At 64.3% G+C, this 13,726-nt stretch carries 11 protein-coding genes; 2 read left to right on the top strand and 9 right to left on the bottom strand.

The genetic code is table 11. The features are described 5' to 3' along the window. Positions 1-157 precede the first annotated feature (157 nt). The 6 genes from purU to F3J45_RS21525 all read right to left on the bottom strand — a co-directional run bounded on the left by purU (position 158) and on the right by F3J45_RS21525 (position 7,725). Complete coding sequence (purU, locus tag F3J45_RS21550; protein WP_167067578.1) at positions 158-1,015, bottom strand: formyltetrahydrofolate deformylase; 858 nt, start codon at positions 1,013-1,015, stop codon at positions 158-160. A gap of 12 nt (positions 1,016-1,027) precedes the next feature. After that, complete coding sequence (locus F3J45_RS21545; RefSeq protein WP_167067575.1) at positions 1,028-1,660, bottom strand: sarcosine oxidase subunit gamma; 633 nt, start codon at positions 1,658-1,660, stop codon at positions 1,028-1,030. A gap of 181 nt (positions 1,661-1,841) precedes the next feature. Continuing rightward, positions 1,842-4,859 (bottom strand): sarcosine oxidase subunit alpha, encoded by a 3,018-nt coding sequence (locus F3J45_RS21540; protein WP_167067572.1) that lies wholly within the window; start codon positions 4,857-4,859, stop codon positions 1,842-1,844. Then, complete coding sequence (locus tag F3J45_RS21535; RefSeq protein ID WP_167067569.1) at positions 4,856-5,191, bottom strand: sarcosine oxidase subunit delta; 336 nt, start codon at positions 5,189-5,191, stop codon at positions 4,856-4,858. The genes F3J45_RS21540 and F3J45_RS21535 overlap by 4 nt, the downstream gene beginning before the upstream one ends. A 14-nt stretch (positions 5,192-5,205) precedes the next feature. Next, positions 5,206-6,456 carry a sarcosine oxidase subunit beta family protein gene (locus tag F3J45_RS21530; protein WP_003255680.1) on the bottom strand — a complete coding sequence of 417 codons (1,251 nt, stop codon included), beginning with the start codon at positions 6,454-6,456 and terminating at the stop codon, positions 5,206-5,208. A 15-nt stretch (positions 6,457-6,471) separates the two neighbouring features. Continuing rightward, positions 6,472-7,725, bottom strand: coding sequence for a serine hydroxymethyltransferase (locus F3J45_RS21525; RefSeq protein ID WP_039581293.1), 1,254 nt, complete (start codon positions 7,723-7,725; stop codon positions 6,472-6,474). Between the two features lie 328 nt (positions 7,726-8,053). Between F3J45_RS21525 and F3J45_RS21520 the strand changes: the two genes are divergently transcribed. Further along, positions 8,054-9,094 (top strand): low specificity L-threonine aldolase, encoded by a 1,041-nt coding sequence (locus F3J45_RS21520; protein WP_167067567.1) that lies wholly within the window; start codon positions 8,054-8,056, stop codon positions 9,092-9,094. 82 nt (positions 9,095-9,176) lie between these two features. Here F3J45_RS21520 and F3J45_RS21515 read toward each other — a convergent pair whose 3' ends face one another. The 3 genes from F3J45_RS21515 to F3J45_RS21505 form a co-directional block, all read right to left on the bottom strand. Continuing rightward, positions 9,177-11,114, bottom strand: coding sequence for a methyl-accepting chemotaxis protein (locus tag F3J45_RS21515; protein ID WP_167067564.1), 1,938 nt, complete (start codon positions 11,112-11,114; stop codon positions 9,177-9,179). 139 nt (positions 11,115-11,253) lie between these two features. Further along, positions 11,254-11,556 carry a cell division protein ZapA gene (locus F3J45_RS21510; RefSeq protein ID WP_167067562.1) on the bottom strand — a complete coding sequence of 101 codons (303 nt, stop codon included), beginning with the start codon at positions 11,554-11,556 and terminating at the stop codon, positions 11,254-11,256. Further along, positions 11,553-11,783 carry a hypothetical protein gene (locus F3J45_RS21505; protein ID WP_167067559.1) on the bottom strand — a complete coding sequence of 77 codons (231 nt, stop codon included), beginning with the start codon at positions 11,781-11,783 and terminating at the stop codon, positions 11,553-11,555. The genes F3J45_RS21510 and F3J45_RS21505 overlap by 4 nt, the downstream gene beginning before the upstream one ends. A 277-nt stretch (positions 11,784-12,060) precedes the next feature. Here F3J45_RS21505 and F3J45_RS21500 point away from each other — a divergent pair, with 277 nt between their 5' ends. Beyond that, the gene (locus F3J45_RS21500; RefSeq protein WP_167067556.1) at positions 12,061-13,686 is read left to right on the top strand and encodes a methyl-accepting chemotaxis protein; all 1,626 of its coding nucleotides are present in this window, start codon (positions 12,061-12,063) and stop codon (positions 13,684-13,686) included. Positions 13,687-13,726: the final 40 nt, after the last annotated feature.

Raw genomic sequence — 13,726 nt, 5'->3', positions numbered from 1 at the left:
AGAATTGATAGTATTTACCCGCTGTCGTCGTATTCCGCCGACATAACCAATGGCCCCTTCGCGGGCAAGCCCGCTCCCACAGGTAATGTGCAGGCCCTGAGGCCGACACCGAACCTGTAGGAGCGGGCTTGTCCCGCGAAGGGGCCAGTACAGGCTGCTACAGAACAACCGTGCGATTGGCGTTAAGGAACACCCGCCGCTCAATGTGGTACCCCACGGCCCGCGCCAAGGTCAGGCACTCGATGTCGCGCCCCTTGGCAATCAGGTCTTCGGGGTAATGGCTGTGGTCCACCACCTCGACGCCCTGGGCAATGATCGGCCCCTCGTCGAGGTCGTTGTTGATGTAGTGCGCGGTAGCGCCGACCATCTTCACGCCCTTGTTGTACGCCTGGTGATAAGGCTTGGCGCCCTTGAACCCCGGCAACAACGAGTGGTGAATGTTGATCGCCCAGCCATCCAGGCGCCGGCACAGCTCCGGCGACAGCACCTGCATGTAACGGGCAAGCACCACCAGCTCCGCCCCGGTTTCCTCGATCACCTGCATCACCTTGCGCTCTTGGCCCGGCTTGTCTTTCGGGTCGAGGGCGAAGTGGTAGTAGGGAATCTTGTGCCAGTGCGCGAGCGGTTCGAGGTCAGGGTGGTTGGACACCACCGCAACCACGTCCATGGCCAGCTGGCCGATGCGCTGGCGGTACAGCAGGTCGTTCAGGCAGTGGTCGGCCTTGGACACCATGATCACCACCTTGGGGCGGTGATTGGGTGCGGTCAGCTCGAACGCCATGCCGAACGCTTCGCTGCGCTCGGCAAGGCCTGCGCGAAAGCCTGCCTCGTCGAAGTCGTCCGGCTGGCGGAACTCCACGCGAATGAAGAACCGCCCCGACAGCCGGTCATCGAAGGAATGGTGCTCGGTCACGTAGCAGCGCTGCTCGTAGAGGTAGCGCGTCACCACGTCGACAGTGCCGAGCATGCTCGGGCAGTCGGCGGTGAGAATCCAGGTATCCGGTGCCCGACTCATGTTCCGTTCTCCTTACGCCTCGATGCTCAGGCCGTATTCGGCCGAAGCGTCCTGCAGCCACAGCCACCAGTAGTCGGAGAAGCTGCGGCGAATCACCAGTTCCCAGGTGTCTTCGGCGGTGCGGCGGATCACCAGTTGCGACTTGGCGAACACGGTGCCCACGGCCTTGCCCACCGGGAAGTTGTTCGGGTGAACATCATAGCTGGTGGACTTCATCAGCACTTCGCGCACGTTCGGGCCGCGCAGTTCCAGCAGGCTTTGCCCGCCGCTGACGTTCACCACCTGGATGTGCTGGCCTTCAAGGGCCGCACGCAGTTTCTGCTCCACTGCCAGCTCCTGCCCGCCGGGCACGATCAGCAGCCACTCGTCGGGGCCAACCCACTGCAGCGAGGTGTCGCCGTTGGCCACCACGGTCAGGGCAACCGGCAGCTCCAGGCCCAGGGCCTTGTGCACGCCGGCGGCGAATTCCGGGTTGTGGCCATCGCCACGCAGGGTCAGGTGGCCGAGGAATTTCTTCTCGCGCAGGGTTACGCCTGCGTTCTTGCGGCCTTTGCCCACCAGGCTGGCCAGGTCGGCGTGGTGCAGTGGCGACTGGGCCTTGGCCTCGGCGCCGGGGTTTTGCTGGAAGACGTTGATAGCGCTCATTTCTTACCTGCCTTGAATTCTGTTGTCCGTAAGACCGAAGGTCAGACGCAATGCCCGAATAGCAGCCGTGGTCTGTAGGAGCGGGCTTGTCCCGCGAAGAGGGCGGCGAGGCCACCTCTGCCTTCGCGGGGCAAGCCCGCTCCTACAGGGCTTGCATTTCAAGCGGACCTAGTTATGGGCCTCAAACGTTCTGCCGCTCACCCTTCGGATCGAAGAACACCGAAGACACGATCTCCGCCTCGATCACGCTGCCGTCTGCCTGTGGCGAGAACACGCGCTCGCCCATGCGCTTGAGGCCGCCCTTGACCACGCCCATGGCGAACGAATAGCCCAGGGAGTTGGAGGCGTAGCTGGAGGTCACGTGGCCAACCATGTCCATTGGAATAGGCTGCTTCGGGTCGAACACCAACTGGGCGCCTTCAGGCAGCCACTTGGTGGGGTCGATCGGCTTCAGGCCTACCAGCTGCTTGCGGTTTTCACGCACGCAGTCTTCGCGGTTCATGCCACGCAGGCCAATCCACGAGAACGGCTTGTTGCGGCCCACGCACCAGCTCATGTTCAGGTCGTCCGGGTTCATCGAGCCATCGGTGTCCTGGCCCACGATGATGAAGCCCTTCTCGGCACGCAGCACGTGCATGGTTTCGGTGCCATACGGGGTCAGGTTGTACTTCTTGCCCGCTTCGATGATCTGTTCCAACACGCCCATGGCGTAGTTGGCCTGCACGTTGACTTCGTACGACAGCTCGCCGGTGAACGAGATCCGGAACACCCGGGCCGGTACGCCGCCAACGTTGCCTTCCTTCCAGGTCATGAACGGGAAGGCTTCCTTGTCCATGTCGATGTCGGTCAGCTCGCTGAGCAGCTTGCGGCTGTTGGGGCCGGACAGGGTCATGGTGGCCCAGTGGTCGGTCACCGAGGTGAAGTACACCTTCAGCTCCGGCCACTCGGTCTGGTGGTACAGCTCCATCCACTGCAGCACGCGGGCGGCGCCGCCGGTGGTGGTGGTCATGATGAAGTGGTTGTCGCCAACGCAGGCGGTTACGCCGTCGTCGAAGACCATGCCGTCTTCCTTGCACATCAGGCCGTAGCGGGCCTTGCCCACGTCGAGCTTGGTCCAGGCGTTGGTGTAGATGCGGTTGAGGAACTCACGGGCGTCCGGGCCCTGGATGTCGATCTTGCCCAGGGTCGAGGCGTCGAGCAGGCCCACGCTGTCGCGCACGGCCTTGCATTCGCGGGCAACGGCAGCATGGATGTCCTCACCGGCTTTCGGGAAGTACCACGGGCGTTTCCACTGGCCGACGTCTTCGAACTCGGCGCCATTCTTCACGTGCCAGGCATGCAGGGCAGTGAAGCGCACCGGCTCGAACAGGTGGCCACAGTGGCGGCCCGCTACCGCGCCGAAGGTCACCGGCGTGTAGTTCGGGCGGAACATGGTGGTGCCCATTTCCGGAATGGTGATGCCGATGGAGCGGGCGGCAATGGCCAGGCCGTTGATGTTGCCCAGCTTGCCTTGGTCGGTGCCGAAGCCCAGAGCGGTGTAGCGTTTTACGTGCTCGACCGACTCGAAGCCTTCGCGGGTGGCCAGCTCGATGGCGGCGGCGGTCACGTCGTTCTGCTGGTCGACGAACTGCTTCGGCGCACGGGCGGTGCCTTTGTCGTGCGGCACCTGGAACAGTGCCACGGTGGCCTCTTCCTTGCGCGCCACGGTTTTCGGCAGGCTGCCAACAGTGGCCTTGAAGCCGGCTTCCGTGGCTGCGCGGGCGCCGCCTTCGAAGCCGTCGGCAATCACATCGCCCAGGGCGTATACGCCATGCACGCCGCCTACGCATTCACGTTTTTGCGGGGCATCGCCTGGCACGAAGCCAAGGATGTCTTCACGCCACACCGGGCGGCCGCCCAGGTGCGAAGCCAGGTGCACGATCGGGCTGTAGCCGCCGGAGGTGGCGATCAGGTCGCAGTCAAGGGTTTCACCAGGGCTGGTGACCTTGTGCGCCTGCACATCGATGGCCGCCACGCGGGCGCCGCTGACGTGCTTGGTGCCACGGGCCTCGACCACGGCGCTGGAGGTCAGGATGCGAATGCCCTTGGCACGTGCTTCCTCAACCAGCGAACCGCGTGGGTTGTGGCGGGCGTCGGCGATGGCGACCACTTGCAGGCCAGCATCGTGCCAGTCCAGCGCGGCGCGGTAGGCGTGGTCGTTGTTGGTCGACAGCACCAGCTTGCGGCCTGGGGCCACGCCGTAGCGGCGCACGTAGGTGGACACGGCACCGGCCAGCATGTTGCCCGGCACGTCGTTGTTGCCGTACACCAGCGGGCGCTCGTGGGCACCGGCAGCCAGTACCACGCGCTTGGCGCGCACACGGTGCACGCGGTGGCGCACCTGGCCGATCGGCGCGCGGTCACCGAGGTGGTCGGTCAGGCGCTCGTGAATGGTCAGGAAGTTGTGGTCGTGGTAGCCGTTGACCGTGGCGCGTGGCAGCAGGGTCACTTCCGGCAGGCTTTCCAGCTCCTTGACCACGGCGCTGACCCATTCCACGGCGGGCTTGCCGTCCAGGGTTTCGCGCGAGTCGAGCAGGCTGCCGCCGAACTCTTCCTGCTCGTCAGCCAGGATCACCCGGGCACCGCTGCGTGCAGCGGCCAGGGCAGCGGCCAGGCCTGCAGGGCCTGCACCAACAATCAGCACGTCGCAGTGCTGGTTCATGTAGTCGTAGCTGTCCGGGTCGTTCTGCAGCGGCGCACGGCCAAGGCCGGCTGCCTTGCGGATGTACTTCTCGTAGGTCATCCAGAACGATTTGGGGTACATGAAGGTTTTGTAGTAGAAGCCCGGCGGCATCATGCTGCCGCCGACCTTGCCAAGGATGCCCATGACGTCGTTGTTGACGTTCGGCCAGCCGTTGGTGCTGGTGGCGACCAGGCCTGCGTACAGGGCCTGCTGGGTAGCCCGCACGTTGGGGATCTGGGTGGCTTCGCTGGAGCCGATCTGCAGGATGGCGTTCGGCTCTTCGGTGCCGGCGGCGATGATGCCGCGTGGGCGCGAGTACTTGAAGCTGCGGCCAACGATGTCGACGCCATTGGCCAGCAACGCGGCGGCCAGGCTGTCACCGGCATAACCTTGGTAGGTCTTGCCGTTGAAGCTGAAGTTCAGGACCTTGCTGCGGTCGATACGGCCGCCGCTGGCGAGGCGATAGGTCTGGCTCATACTTTTTCCCCTTGGCCTTTGACGGTCGACGGTGCGCTGGCGGCCTTGCCGTTGGCGGTCACTTGCGGCTTCTCGCCAATCTTGTAGGTTTCCAGAATCTCGTAGGTCACGGTGTCGCGGGTGACGTTGAAATACTGGCGGCAGCCGGCAACGTGGTCCCACAGTTCATGGTGAATCCCGCGTGGGTTGTCACGGTAGAACATGTAGGTGCCCCACTCCTCGTCGGAGCAGGCGGCAGGGTCCAGCGGGCGGGCGATGTGCGCCTGGCCAGAGGCGTGGAACTCTTCTTCGGAGCGCAGCTCGCCGCAGTGGGGACAGAAAATATGCAACATGACGGTGTCTCCGGTTAGTGGGCGACGGCGGCGGCGCCGTGTTCGTCGATCAGTGCGCCGTTGTAGAAACGGTCCATGGAGAACGGCGCAGCCAGCGGGTGCATCTCGCCCTTGGCCAGGCTTGCGGCGAAGACGTTGCCCGAGCCCGGGGTTGCCTTGAAGCCGCCAGTACCCCAACCGCAGTTGAAGAACATGTTCTTGACCGGGGTCTTGGTGATGATCGGGCAGGCATCCGGCGAGGTGTCGACGATGCCGCCCCACTGGCGGTTCATGCGCACGCGCGACAGGTTCGGGAACATCTCGACGATGGCCTGCAGGGTGTGCTCGATCACCGGGTACGAACCGCGCTGGCCGTAGCCGACCCAGCCGTCGATGCCGGCACCGATCACCAGGTCGCCCTTGTCGGACTGGCTGATATAGCCGTGTACGGCGTTGGACATGATCACCGAGTCGATGATCGGCTTGATCGGCTCCGACACCAGTGCCTGCAGCGGGTGCGATTCCAACGGCAGGCGGAAGCCGGCCAGCTTGGCCATGTGCCCCGAGTTACCGGCAGTGACCACACCTACGCGCTTGGCGCCGATGAAGCCTTTGTTGGTTTCAACGCCGATGACCGCGCCGTTTTCCTTGCGGAAGCCGATCACTTCGGTTTGCTGGATCAGGTCCACGCCCAGGGCGTCGGCGGCACGGGCGAAGCCCCAGGCCACGGCGTCGTGGCGGGCTACGCCGCCGCGGCGCTGAACGGTGGCACCGAGGATCGGGTAGCGGGTGTTCTTGGAGCAGTCCAGGTACGGGATTTCCGCCGCCACCTGGGCGGTGTTGAGCAGTTCGCCATCCACGCCGTTGAGGCGGTTGGCGCTCACACGGCGCTCGGAGTCACGCATGTCCTGCAGGGTGTGGCACAGGTTATAGACGCCGCGCTGGGAGAACATCACGTTGTAGTTGAGGTCCTGGGACAGGCCCTCCCACAGCTTCATGGCGTGCTCGTACAGGTGCGCCGACTCGTCCCACAGGTAGTTGGAACGCACGATGGTGGTGTTACGGGCGGTGTTGCCACCACCCAGGTAACCCTTCTCGATCACCGCGACGTTGGTGATGCCGTGTTCCTTGGCCAGGTAGTAGGCCGTGGCCAGGCCATGGCCGCCACCGCCGACGATGACCACGTCGTAGACCTTTTTAGGGGTTGGCGTGCGCCACATGCGCTGCCAGTTCTCGTGGTGGCTGAGGGAGTGCTTGAAAAGGCCGAAGCCCGAGTAACGTTGCATGGTGTGTGACTCCACTCAGCGGTATACAGGGAAATCTGCGCACAGGGCCGCGACGTTCTTCGCCACATCGGCTTCAACGTCGGCATCACCCAGGTTGTCGAGGATGTCGCAGATCCAGCCGGCCAGCGCCACGCACTGGGCAACCTTGAAGCCACGGGTGGTGACAGCCGGGGTGCCGATGCGCAGGCCCGAGGTCACGAACGGCGACTGTGGGTCGTTCGGCACGGCGTTCTTGTTCACGGTGATGTGCGCGCGGCCCAGGGCTGCGTCGGCATCCTTGCCGGTCAGGCCCTGGCGAATCAGGCTGACCAGGAACAGGTGGTTGTCGGTGCCACCGGACACCACGTCGTAGCCGCGGTCGATGAATACCTGGGCCATGGCCTGGGCGTTTTCGATGACTTGTTTCTGGTAGCTCTTGAACTCAGGCTCCAGCGCTTCCTTGAAGCACACCGCCTTGGCGGCGATCACGTGCATCAGCGGGCCGCCCTGGGCGCCAGGGAATACGGCGGCGTTGAGCTTTTTCTCGATCTCTTCGTTGGACTTGGCCAGGATCAGGCCACCACGTGGGCCGCGCAGGGTCTTGTGGGTGGTGGTGGTGACCACGTCGGCGAATGGAATCGGGTTCGGGTACAGGCCAGCGGCAACCAGGCCGGCAACGTGGGCCATGTCGACGAACAGCAGCGCACCGACCTTGTCGGCGATGGCGCGGAAGCGTGGGAAGTCGAGGGTTTTGGAGTAGGCCGAGAAGCCGGCGACGATCATCTTCGGCTTGTGCTCGACGGCCAGGCGCTCGACTTCGTCGTAGTCGATCAGGCCGGTGTTGGTGTCGATGCCGTACTGCACGGCGTTGTACAGCTTGCCCGAGGACGACACTTTGGCGCCGTGGGTCAGGTGGCCGCCGTGGGCCAGGCTCATGCCCAGGATGGTGTCGCCGGCCTGCAGCAGGGCCAGGTACACCGCGCCGTTGGCCGAGGAGCCGGAGTGCGGCTGAACGTTGGCGTAGTCGGCGCCGAACAGTTGCTTGGCGCGCTCGATGGCCAGGGCTTCAACCTTGTCGACGTGCTCGCAGCCACCGTAGTAGCGCTTGCCTGGGTAGCCTTCGGCGTACTTGTTGGTCAGGCCGCTGCCTTGGGCCTGCATCACGCGCTTGGAGGTGTAGTTCTCCGAGGCGATCAGCTCGATGTGATCTTCCTGGCGCTGTTCTTCGGCATTCATCGCCGCCAGCAGTGCGTCGTCATAACCCTGGATCTGGTCTTGCTTGCTGAACATCGTGTCTCTCCCGGCAGCGATCGTTTTTTGTCGTGGGGCACTGTGGCCCTTTGTGGCGATGTTATGACTGGCACGGGCGGGTCAGATGCCTGCGCACGCCTTGCAATGGCGCGTTTACGACATTGGGTTTGTGTTCTCAGGGCCGGCCTTTTCGCGGGGCAAGCCCGCTCCTACAGGGAACCTGGGCGCGCGGGCCTTGTAGGCGCGGGCTTGCCCCGCGAAAAGGCCAGCACAAACAACACTGAAATCAGCCCATGCACAGCTTGTATAGGCAACCGCCAAAGCGATGGTTTAGAGTGCTGTTCTGCGTCGTTCACAGGACAGTGTCATGACAGATAAGAGCCAACAATTCGCCAGCGACAACTATTCCGGCATCTGCCCCGAAGCCTGGGCCGCGATGGAAAAGGCCAACCATGGCCACGACCGTGCCTACGGCGACGACCAATGGACCGAGCGGGCGTCGGAATACTTCCGCCAGCTGTTCGAAACCGACTGCGAGGTGTTCTTCGCCTTCAACGGCACCGCCGCCAACTCCCTGGCCCTGGCCTCGCTGTGCCAGAGCTACCACAGCGTGATCTGCTCGGAAACCGCCCACGTCGAAACCGACGAGTGCGGCGCGCCGGAGTTCTTCTCCAACGGCTCCAAGCTGCTCACCGCGCCCAGCGTCAACGGCAAGCTCACGCCCGAGTCGATCCGCGAAGTGGCGCTCAAGCGCCAGGACATCCACTACCCCAAGCCACGGGTGGTCACCCTCACCCAGGCCACCGAAGTGGGCACCGTTTACCGCCCCGACGAGCTCAAGGCGATCAGCGCCACTTGCAAGGAGCTGGGCCTGAACCTGCACATGGACGGCGCACGCTTCACCAATGCCTGCGCCTTCCTCGGCTGCAGCCCGGCTGAACTCACCTGGAAGGCCGGCGTGGATGTGCTGTGCTTTGGCGGCACCAAGAACGGCATGGCGGTGGGCGAGGCGATTCTGTTCTTCAATCGCCAACTGGCCGAGGACTTCGACTACCGCTGCAAGCAGGCCGGGCAGCTGGCGTCGAAAATGCGCTTCCTGTCGGCGCCGTGGGTCGGGCTGCTGGAGGGTGGTGCCTGGCTACGGTATGGCAATCATGCCAACCAGTGTGCGCAGTTGCTGGCGTCGCTGGTGAGCGACCTGCCTGGGGTGCAGCTGATGTTCCCGGTGGAGGCCAACGGGGTGTTCCTGCAGATGCCGGAGCACGCCATTGAAGCGCTGCGTGGCAAGGGCTGGCGGTTCTATACCTTCATTGGCAGTGGTGGGGCGCGGTTCATGTGTTCGTGGGATACCGAGCAAGAGCGGGTGCGCGAGCTGGCGGCGGATATCCGCAGCATCGTCAGCGCCTGACAGGGCGCATTCGCGAGCTGCGCTCGCTCCTACCGGGGTACGCAATCCCTGGTAGGAGCGAGCGTAGCTCGCGAATTGCATGCTACAGCCTGAACCCACCCATCTGCCGCGCCAAATCGTCGGCCAGGCCACGCAGGGCCTGGCACTGCTCGCGGCAGCCCTGCACCTCGGCAGCGGTTTCCCTGGCCAGGTCGGAAATCCCCTGCACCGTGCGGTTGATTTCCTCGGTCACCGCCGACTGCTCCTCGGTCGCAGTGGCCACCTGCTGGTTCATGTCGCTGATGTGCTCGACCTGCTCGGTAATGGCACCCAGCGACGCCCCAGTACGCTGGCTCGATTCCACCCCACTGCCCGTGGCCTGCTGCCCCGCCTGCATCGAACTCACCGCTGACCCCGCCCCGTGCTTGAGGCGCTGAATCATCTGCTGCACCTCATCGGTGGAAAGCTGCGTGCGCCGGGCCAGGGTGCGCACTTCATCGGCCACCACGGCAAAGCCACGGCCCATCTCCCCTGCCCTGGCCGCCTCGATGGCGGCGTTCAGCGCCAGCAGGTTGGTTTGTTCGGAAATGCTGCGAATCACCGCCAATACCTGGTCGATCGAGGCGACTTCCTCGGCCAGCTGGCCTACCGCGTCAGCTGCCTTGCCAATGTCGCCCGACATGCCCTCGATGCCCTGCACCGAGCGCCGCACCACTTCGCGGGCCTGCACGGCCTCTTCCCGCGCCGTTTGCGAGGCCAGGGCCGCGTCGCCGGCATTGCGGGCGATGTCCTGCACGGTGAGGCCCATCTCATGCACGGCGGTGGCGACCATTTCGGTCATTTCCTGCTGGCGGCCCGAGCGCTCGGCGGTGTTGTCCACCACCTGGGTTACCTGCTCCACCGCCCGGTGCAGGCGTTCGGTGGTGCGCAGCACCTCGCCAATCAACGCCCGCTGGCTGTCGAGGAAGCGGTTGAAGCCGCGGGCCAGGTCGCCCAGCTCATCCTGGCGTGAATCGTCCAGGCGGTGGCTGAGGTCGCCGGCACCGCTGCCGATCTGCACCAAGGCGGTGGTCACGCGGCGAATCGGCCGCACCAGGCCACGGGCCAACAGCACCACCAGCAGCAGCGACAGCAGCGCCACGCCGCCGCCGATCAGGCTGGTAAGCGAAACGGCCTGGCGCATCTGTGCATAAATCTGCGCCTCGGGCACTTCGGCCACCAGGGTCCAGTTCAAATCACGCAGGGGCAGCCCCAGGGCCAGGTAATCTTCACCATTACGAGTGAAATGCGCGCTGCGCAGTTGCTCGCCCTGGCCCATTACGGCCTGGGACGCTTGCGTACCGATGTCTTCGCTTAACTGGCGCTTGCCGCTGAGCGCTGCGTCCGGGTGCACCTGGATCAGCCCGTCGTTGCGCACCAGCAGCACCTTGCCCTGCTCACCGAAGCTGAAGTCGTGAATCAGCTTCGACAGCTCGGTCATGCGCAAGCCCATGCCGGCCACGCCAACCAGCTTGCCGGCCTTTTCCACGCGGTAGTTGATGAACAGCGCCAGCTCGCCCGTGGCGCCATCGATGTCGATGTTCACCTGGCGCTCGGCGCCGCCGTCGATGTAGCCGTAGAACCATGCGTCCTTGGGGTTGGCGCGGCTGAGGGTTCGGTCCAGGCCGTTCTCGTGGTAGTAGTGGCCCGTTGCAGGGGCGGCGAACATGGCCGTGAAGGCGTGGTTGCGCTGCTTGGCAGCCTGCAGGTACTCGAGAAATTGCGGGGCCTGGGCGGGGTCTTCGCCAGCGGCGAGCCAGTCGCGCAGCAAGGTGTTGCCGGCAATGTCGGCGGCCGCTGTCAGCGGTTGGCCGAGCATGCGCTCGATGTCGTTGCGGATGGCTTCGATGCTGGCCGGCAAGGCCGTGTCCACCAGGTAACGCTCGGTGAGGCGGTTGAGCGCCACCGTGAAGATGACCACCACCACCAGGATGCTTGCCAACAGGGCAGCGCCCATGCTCGCGATCAATTGCCACTGGATGCCCTTACGCCAGATACGCATGCCCATGCTCCCCGCTCATTATTGTTTTGCGGAAAGTGTATACACTTGCGTATTCAGTTAATCCAGTGATCTGCGACAACTGCGCCGATCATGTGGGAGCGGGCAAGCCCGCTCCCACAGGTATCCGAGCATCAGGCTGCTACTGTTCGGCAATGGTCCGAACGATCGCATCCACCGTGGCGTCGATTTGCGCCTGGGTGCGCTCCAGGGTCTGCTGGTGTTCCTTCTGCAGTTCAACCTGCCGGGAACACAGGTTCAGCGCGGCCAGCACCAGCAGCTTGTCACCGATCAGGGTCGGGTACTGGCGCTTGGTTTCGTTCAGCGCGGTGTTGAGCATCCGCACTGCCTGGGCCAGGGTGTCTTCCTGGCCCTCGGGCGCCTTGATCGAATAATCGATGCCGAGGATCGACACGACATTGATCGGCTGCGCTTGCAGTCTCATGCGTTGGCGACGCCTGCGCTGGCGCGATCAACCAAGGCTTGCAGGCGTGCAGCGGTGCTGCCGTTCTTCTCTTCCTGCTCCATCAGCGACAGCTGCAGGGTTTCGTTTTCTTCCTTGGCCTGGGCCAGTTCTTGGCCCAGGGCGGTGTTCTGCTCGGTGAGTTGAGCGTTTTTCTGCATCAGGTCGCTGACCAGTTGCTCGATTTGATTCAGGGAGGCTTCCAGCATGGGTCTATCTCGGGTTGTTGCAAAGGTCGCACACGATAAAGAAAAGTGTGAGCCCCCGCCATTAAATATCGGATTTACAAGGTTTCTAACCCGCAGATTGACAGGGTATCGGCCCCCTTGTTCCGACCTGGGTCAACCGCCGGTCAGGTAAATAGATAGCTACCTCACATTTTTTCGCTATCAGCCTCAAGACTGGCCGGTCACGACCGATAGACAGGCAGGTCTTATTTCGTCGCACGGACCGCGCGCCCCCTCTCCCCTGCCTGGACTCTTTCCCATGTCTCTACGCAACATGAACATCGCCCCGCGCGCGTTGCTCGGGTTCGCCCTGATCGGCGTGATCATGCTCGGCCTCGGTATCTTCTCGCTCGTGCAAATGGGCAACATCCGACAGGCCGGCGTGGTCATCGAAGAAGTCAGCGTGCCCAGCATCAAGACCCTCGACGAGCTGACCGCGCTCAACCTGCGCATGCGCACCCTGTCTTACCGCCTGTTGCTCAACCGCGAGCCGGAAACCCAGCGCGACACCCTGCGCCTGCTGGACGAGCGCAATGCCCAGATCGACCGCGCGCGCCGCGCCTATGAGCCGCTGGTGACCGCCGCGGACGAAAAGGCAGCGTTCGAGCAGTTCGGCCAGTTGCTCGCCCAGTACCGCCAGCTGGAGTCGCGCATGCGCACCCTGAGCCAGGCCGGTGATGTGGACGGCCTGCGCAACCTGCTGAACAACGACCTGCTGGCCAACTCCGACCAGATCAACAAGGTCATGGACACCCTGGTGCAGATCAACACCGACCAGACCCGCGACACCAACCAGACCGCCGCCAGCCAGTACGCCACCGCCTTCGCCTTGGTCATCGGCTTGCTGGTCGCTGCCGCCGTGCTGACCTTCCTCTGCGCCTTCCTGCTGACCCGCAGCATCGTCAAGCCAATCGACGAAGCCCTGCAGGCCGCCGAGCAGATCGCCGATGGCGACCTGACCCAGGTGATCCGCGCCGAAGGCACCGACGAAGCGGCACGCCTGCTGCGCGCCATGGCCCGCATGCAGGACAAGCTGCGCGACACCCTGCAGCTGATTGCCGGCTCCGCCACCCAGCTGGCCTCGGCGGCCGAGGAGCTGAACTGCGTCACCGACGAAAGTGCCCGTGGCCTGCAGCAGCAGAACAACGAGATCGAACAGGCCGCCACGGCGGTTACCGAAATGACCAGCGCCGTTGAAGAGGTGGCGCGCAATGCCGTCAGCACCTCCGAAGCCTCCAGCGAAGCCAGCCGTTCGGCAGGCGATGGCCGTGACCTGGTGATGGAAACCGTCGGCGCCATCGAGCGCATGAGCGGTGATGTGCAGGCCACCGCCAAGCTGATTACCCACCTGGCTGAGCAGTCGCGCGACATCGGCAAGGTGCTCGACGTGATCCGTGGCCTGGCCGACCAGACCAACCTGCTGGCCCTGAACGCGGCGATCGAAGCGGCGCGTGCCGGTGAGGCGGGCCGTGGCTTTGCCGTGGTGGCCGATGAAGTGCGGGCACTGGCCCATCGCACCCAGCAGTCGACCAGCGAGATCGAGCGCATGATCGGCAGCATCCAGGGCGGCACCGAAGAGGCCGTGGAGTCGATGCGCACCAGCACCGAGCGCGCCGAGTCGACGCTGAACATCGCCAAGGGCGCCGGCATGGCGCTGGACACCATCGCCGGGGCGGTGGCGCAGATCAACGAACGTAACCTGGTGATCGCCAGCGCGGCGGAGGAGCAAGCCCAGGTGGCCCGCGAAGTGGACCGCAACCTGGTGAACATCAACGACCTGTCGGTGCAGAGCGCCACCGGGGCGCATCAAACCAGCGCGGCGAGTGCCGAGCTGTCGCGCCTTGCGGTTGATTTGAATGGCCTGGTGGCGCGGTTCCGGACCTGAAAGTTTGCGTATCCACGGTAGGAGCTAGCGCAGCTCGCGA

The sequence above is a fragment of the Pantoea sp. Ap-967 genome (assembly GCF_011752565.1).
Taxonomy (GTDB): Bacteria; Pseudomonadota; Gammaproteobacteria; order Pseudomonadales; family Pseudomonadaceae; genus Aquipseudomonas.
Note: the sequence above shows the minus strand (reverse complement) of the source record. Positions and strands in the feature narration are given on the sequence as shown.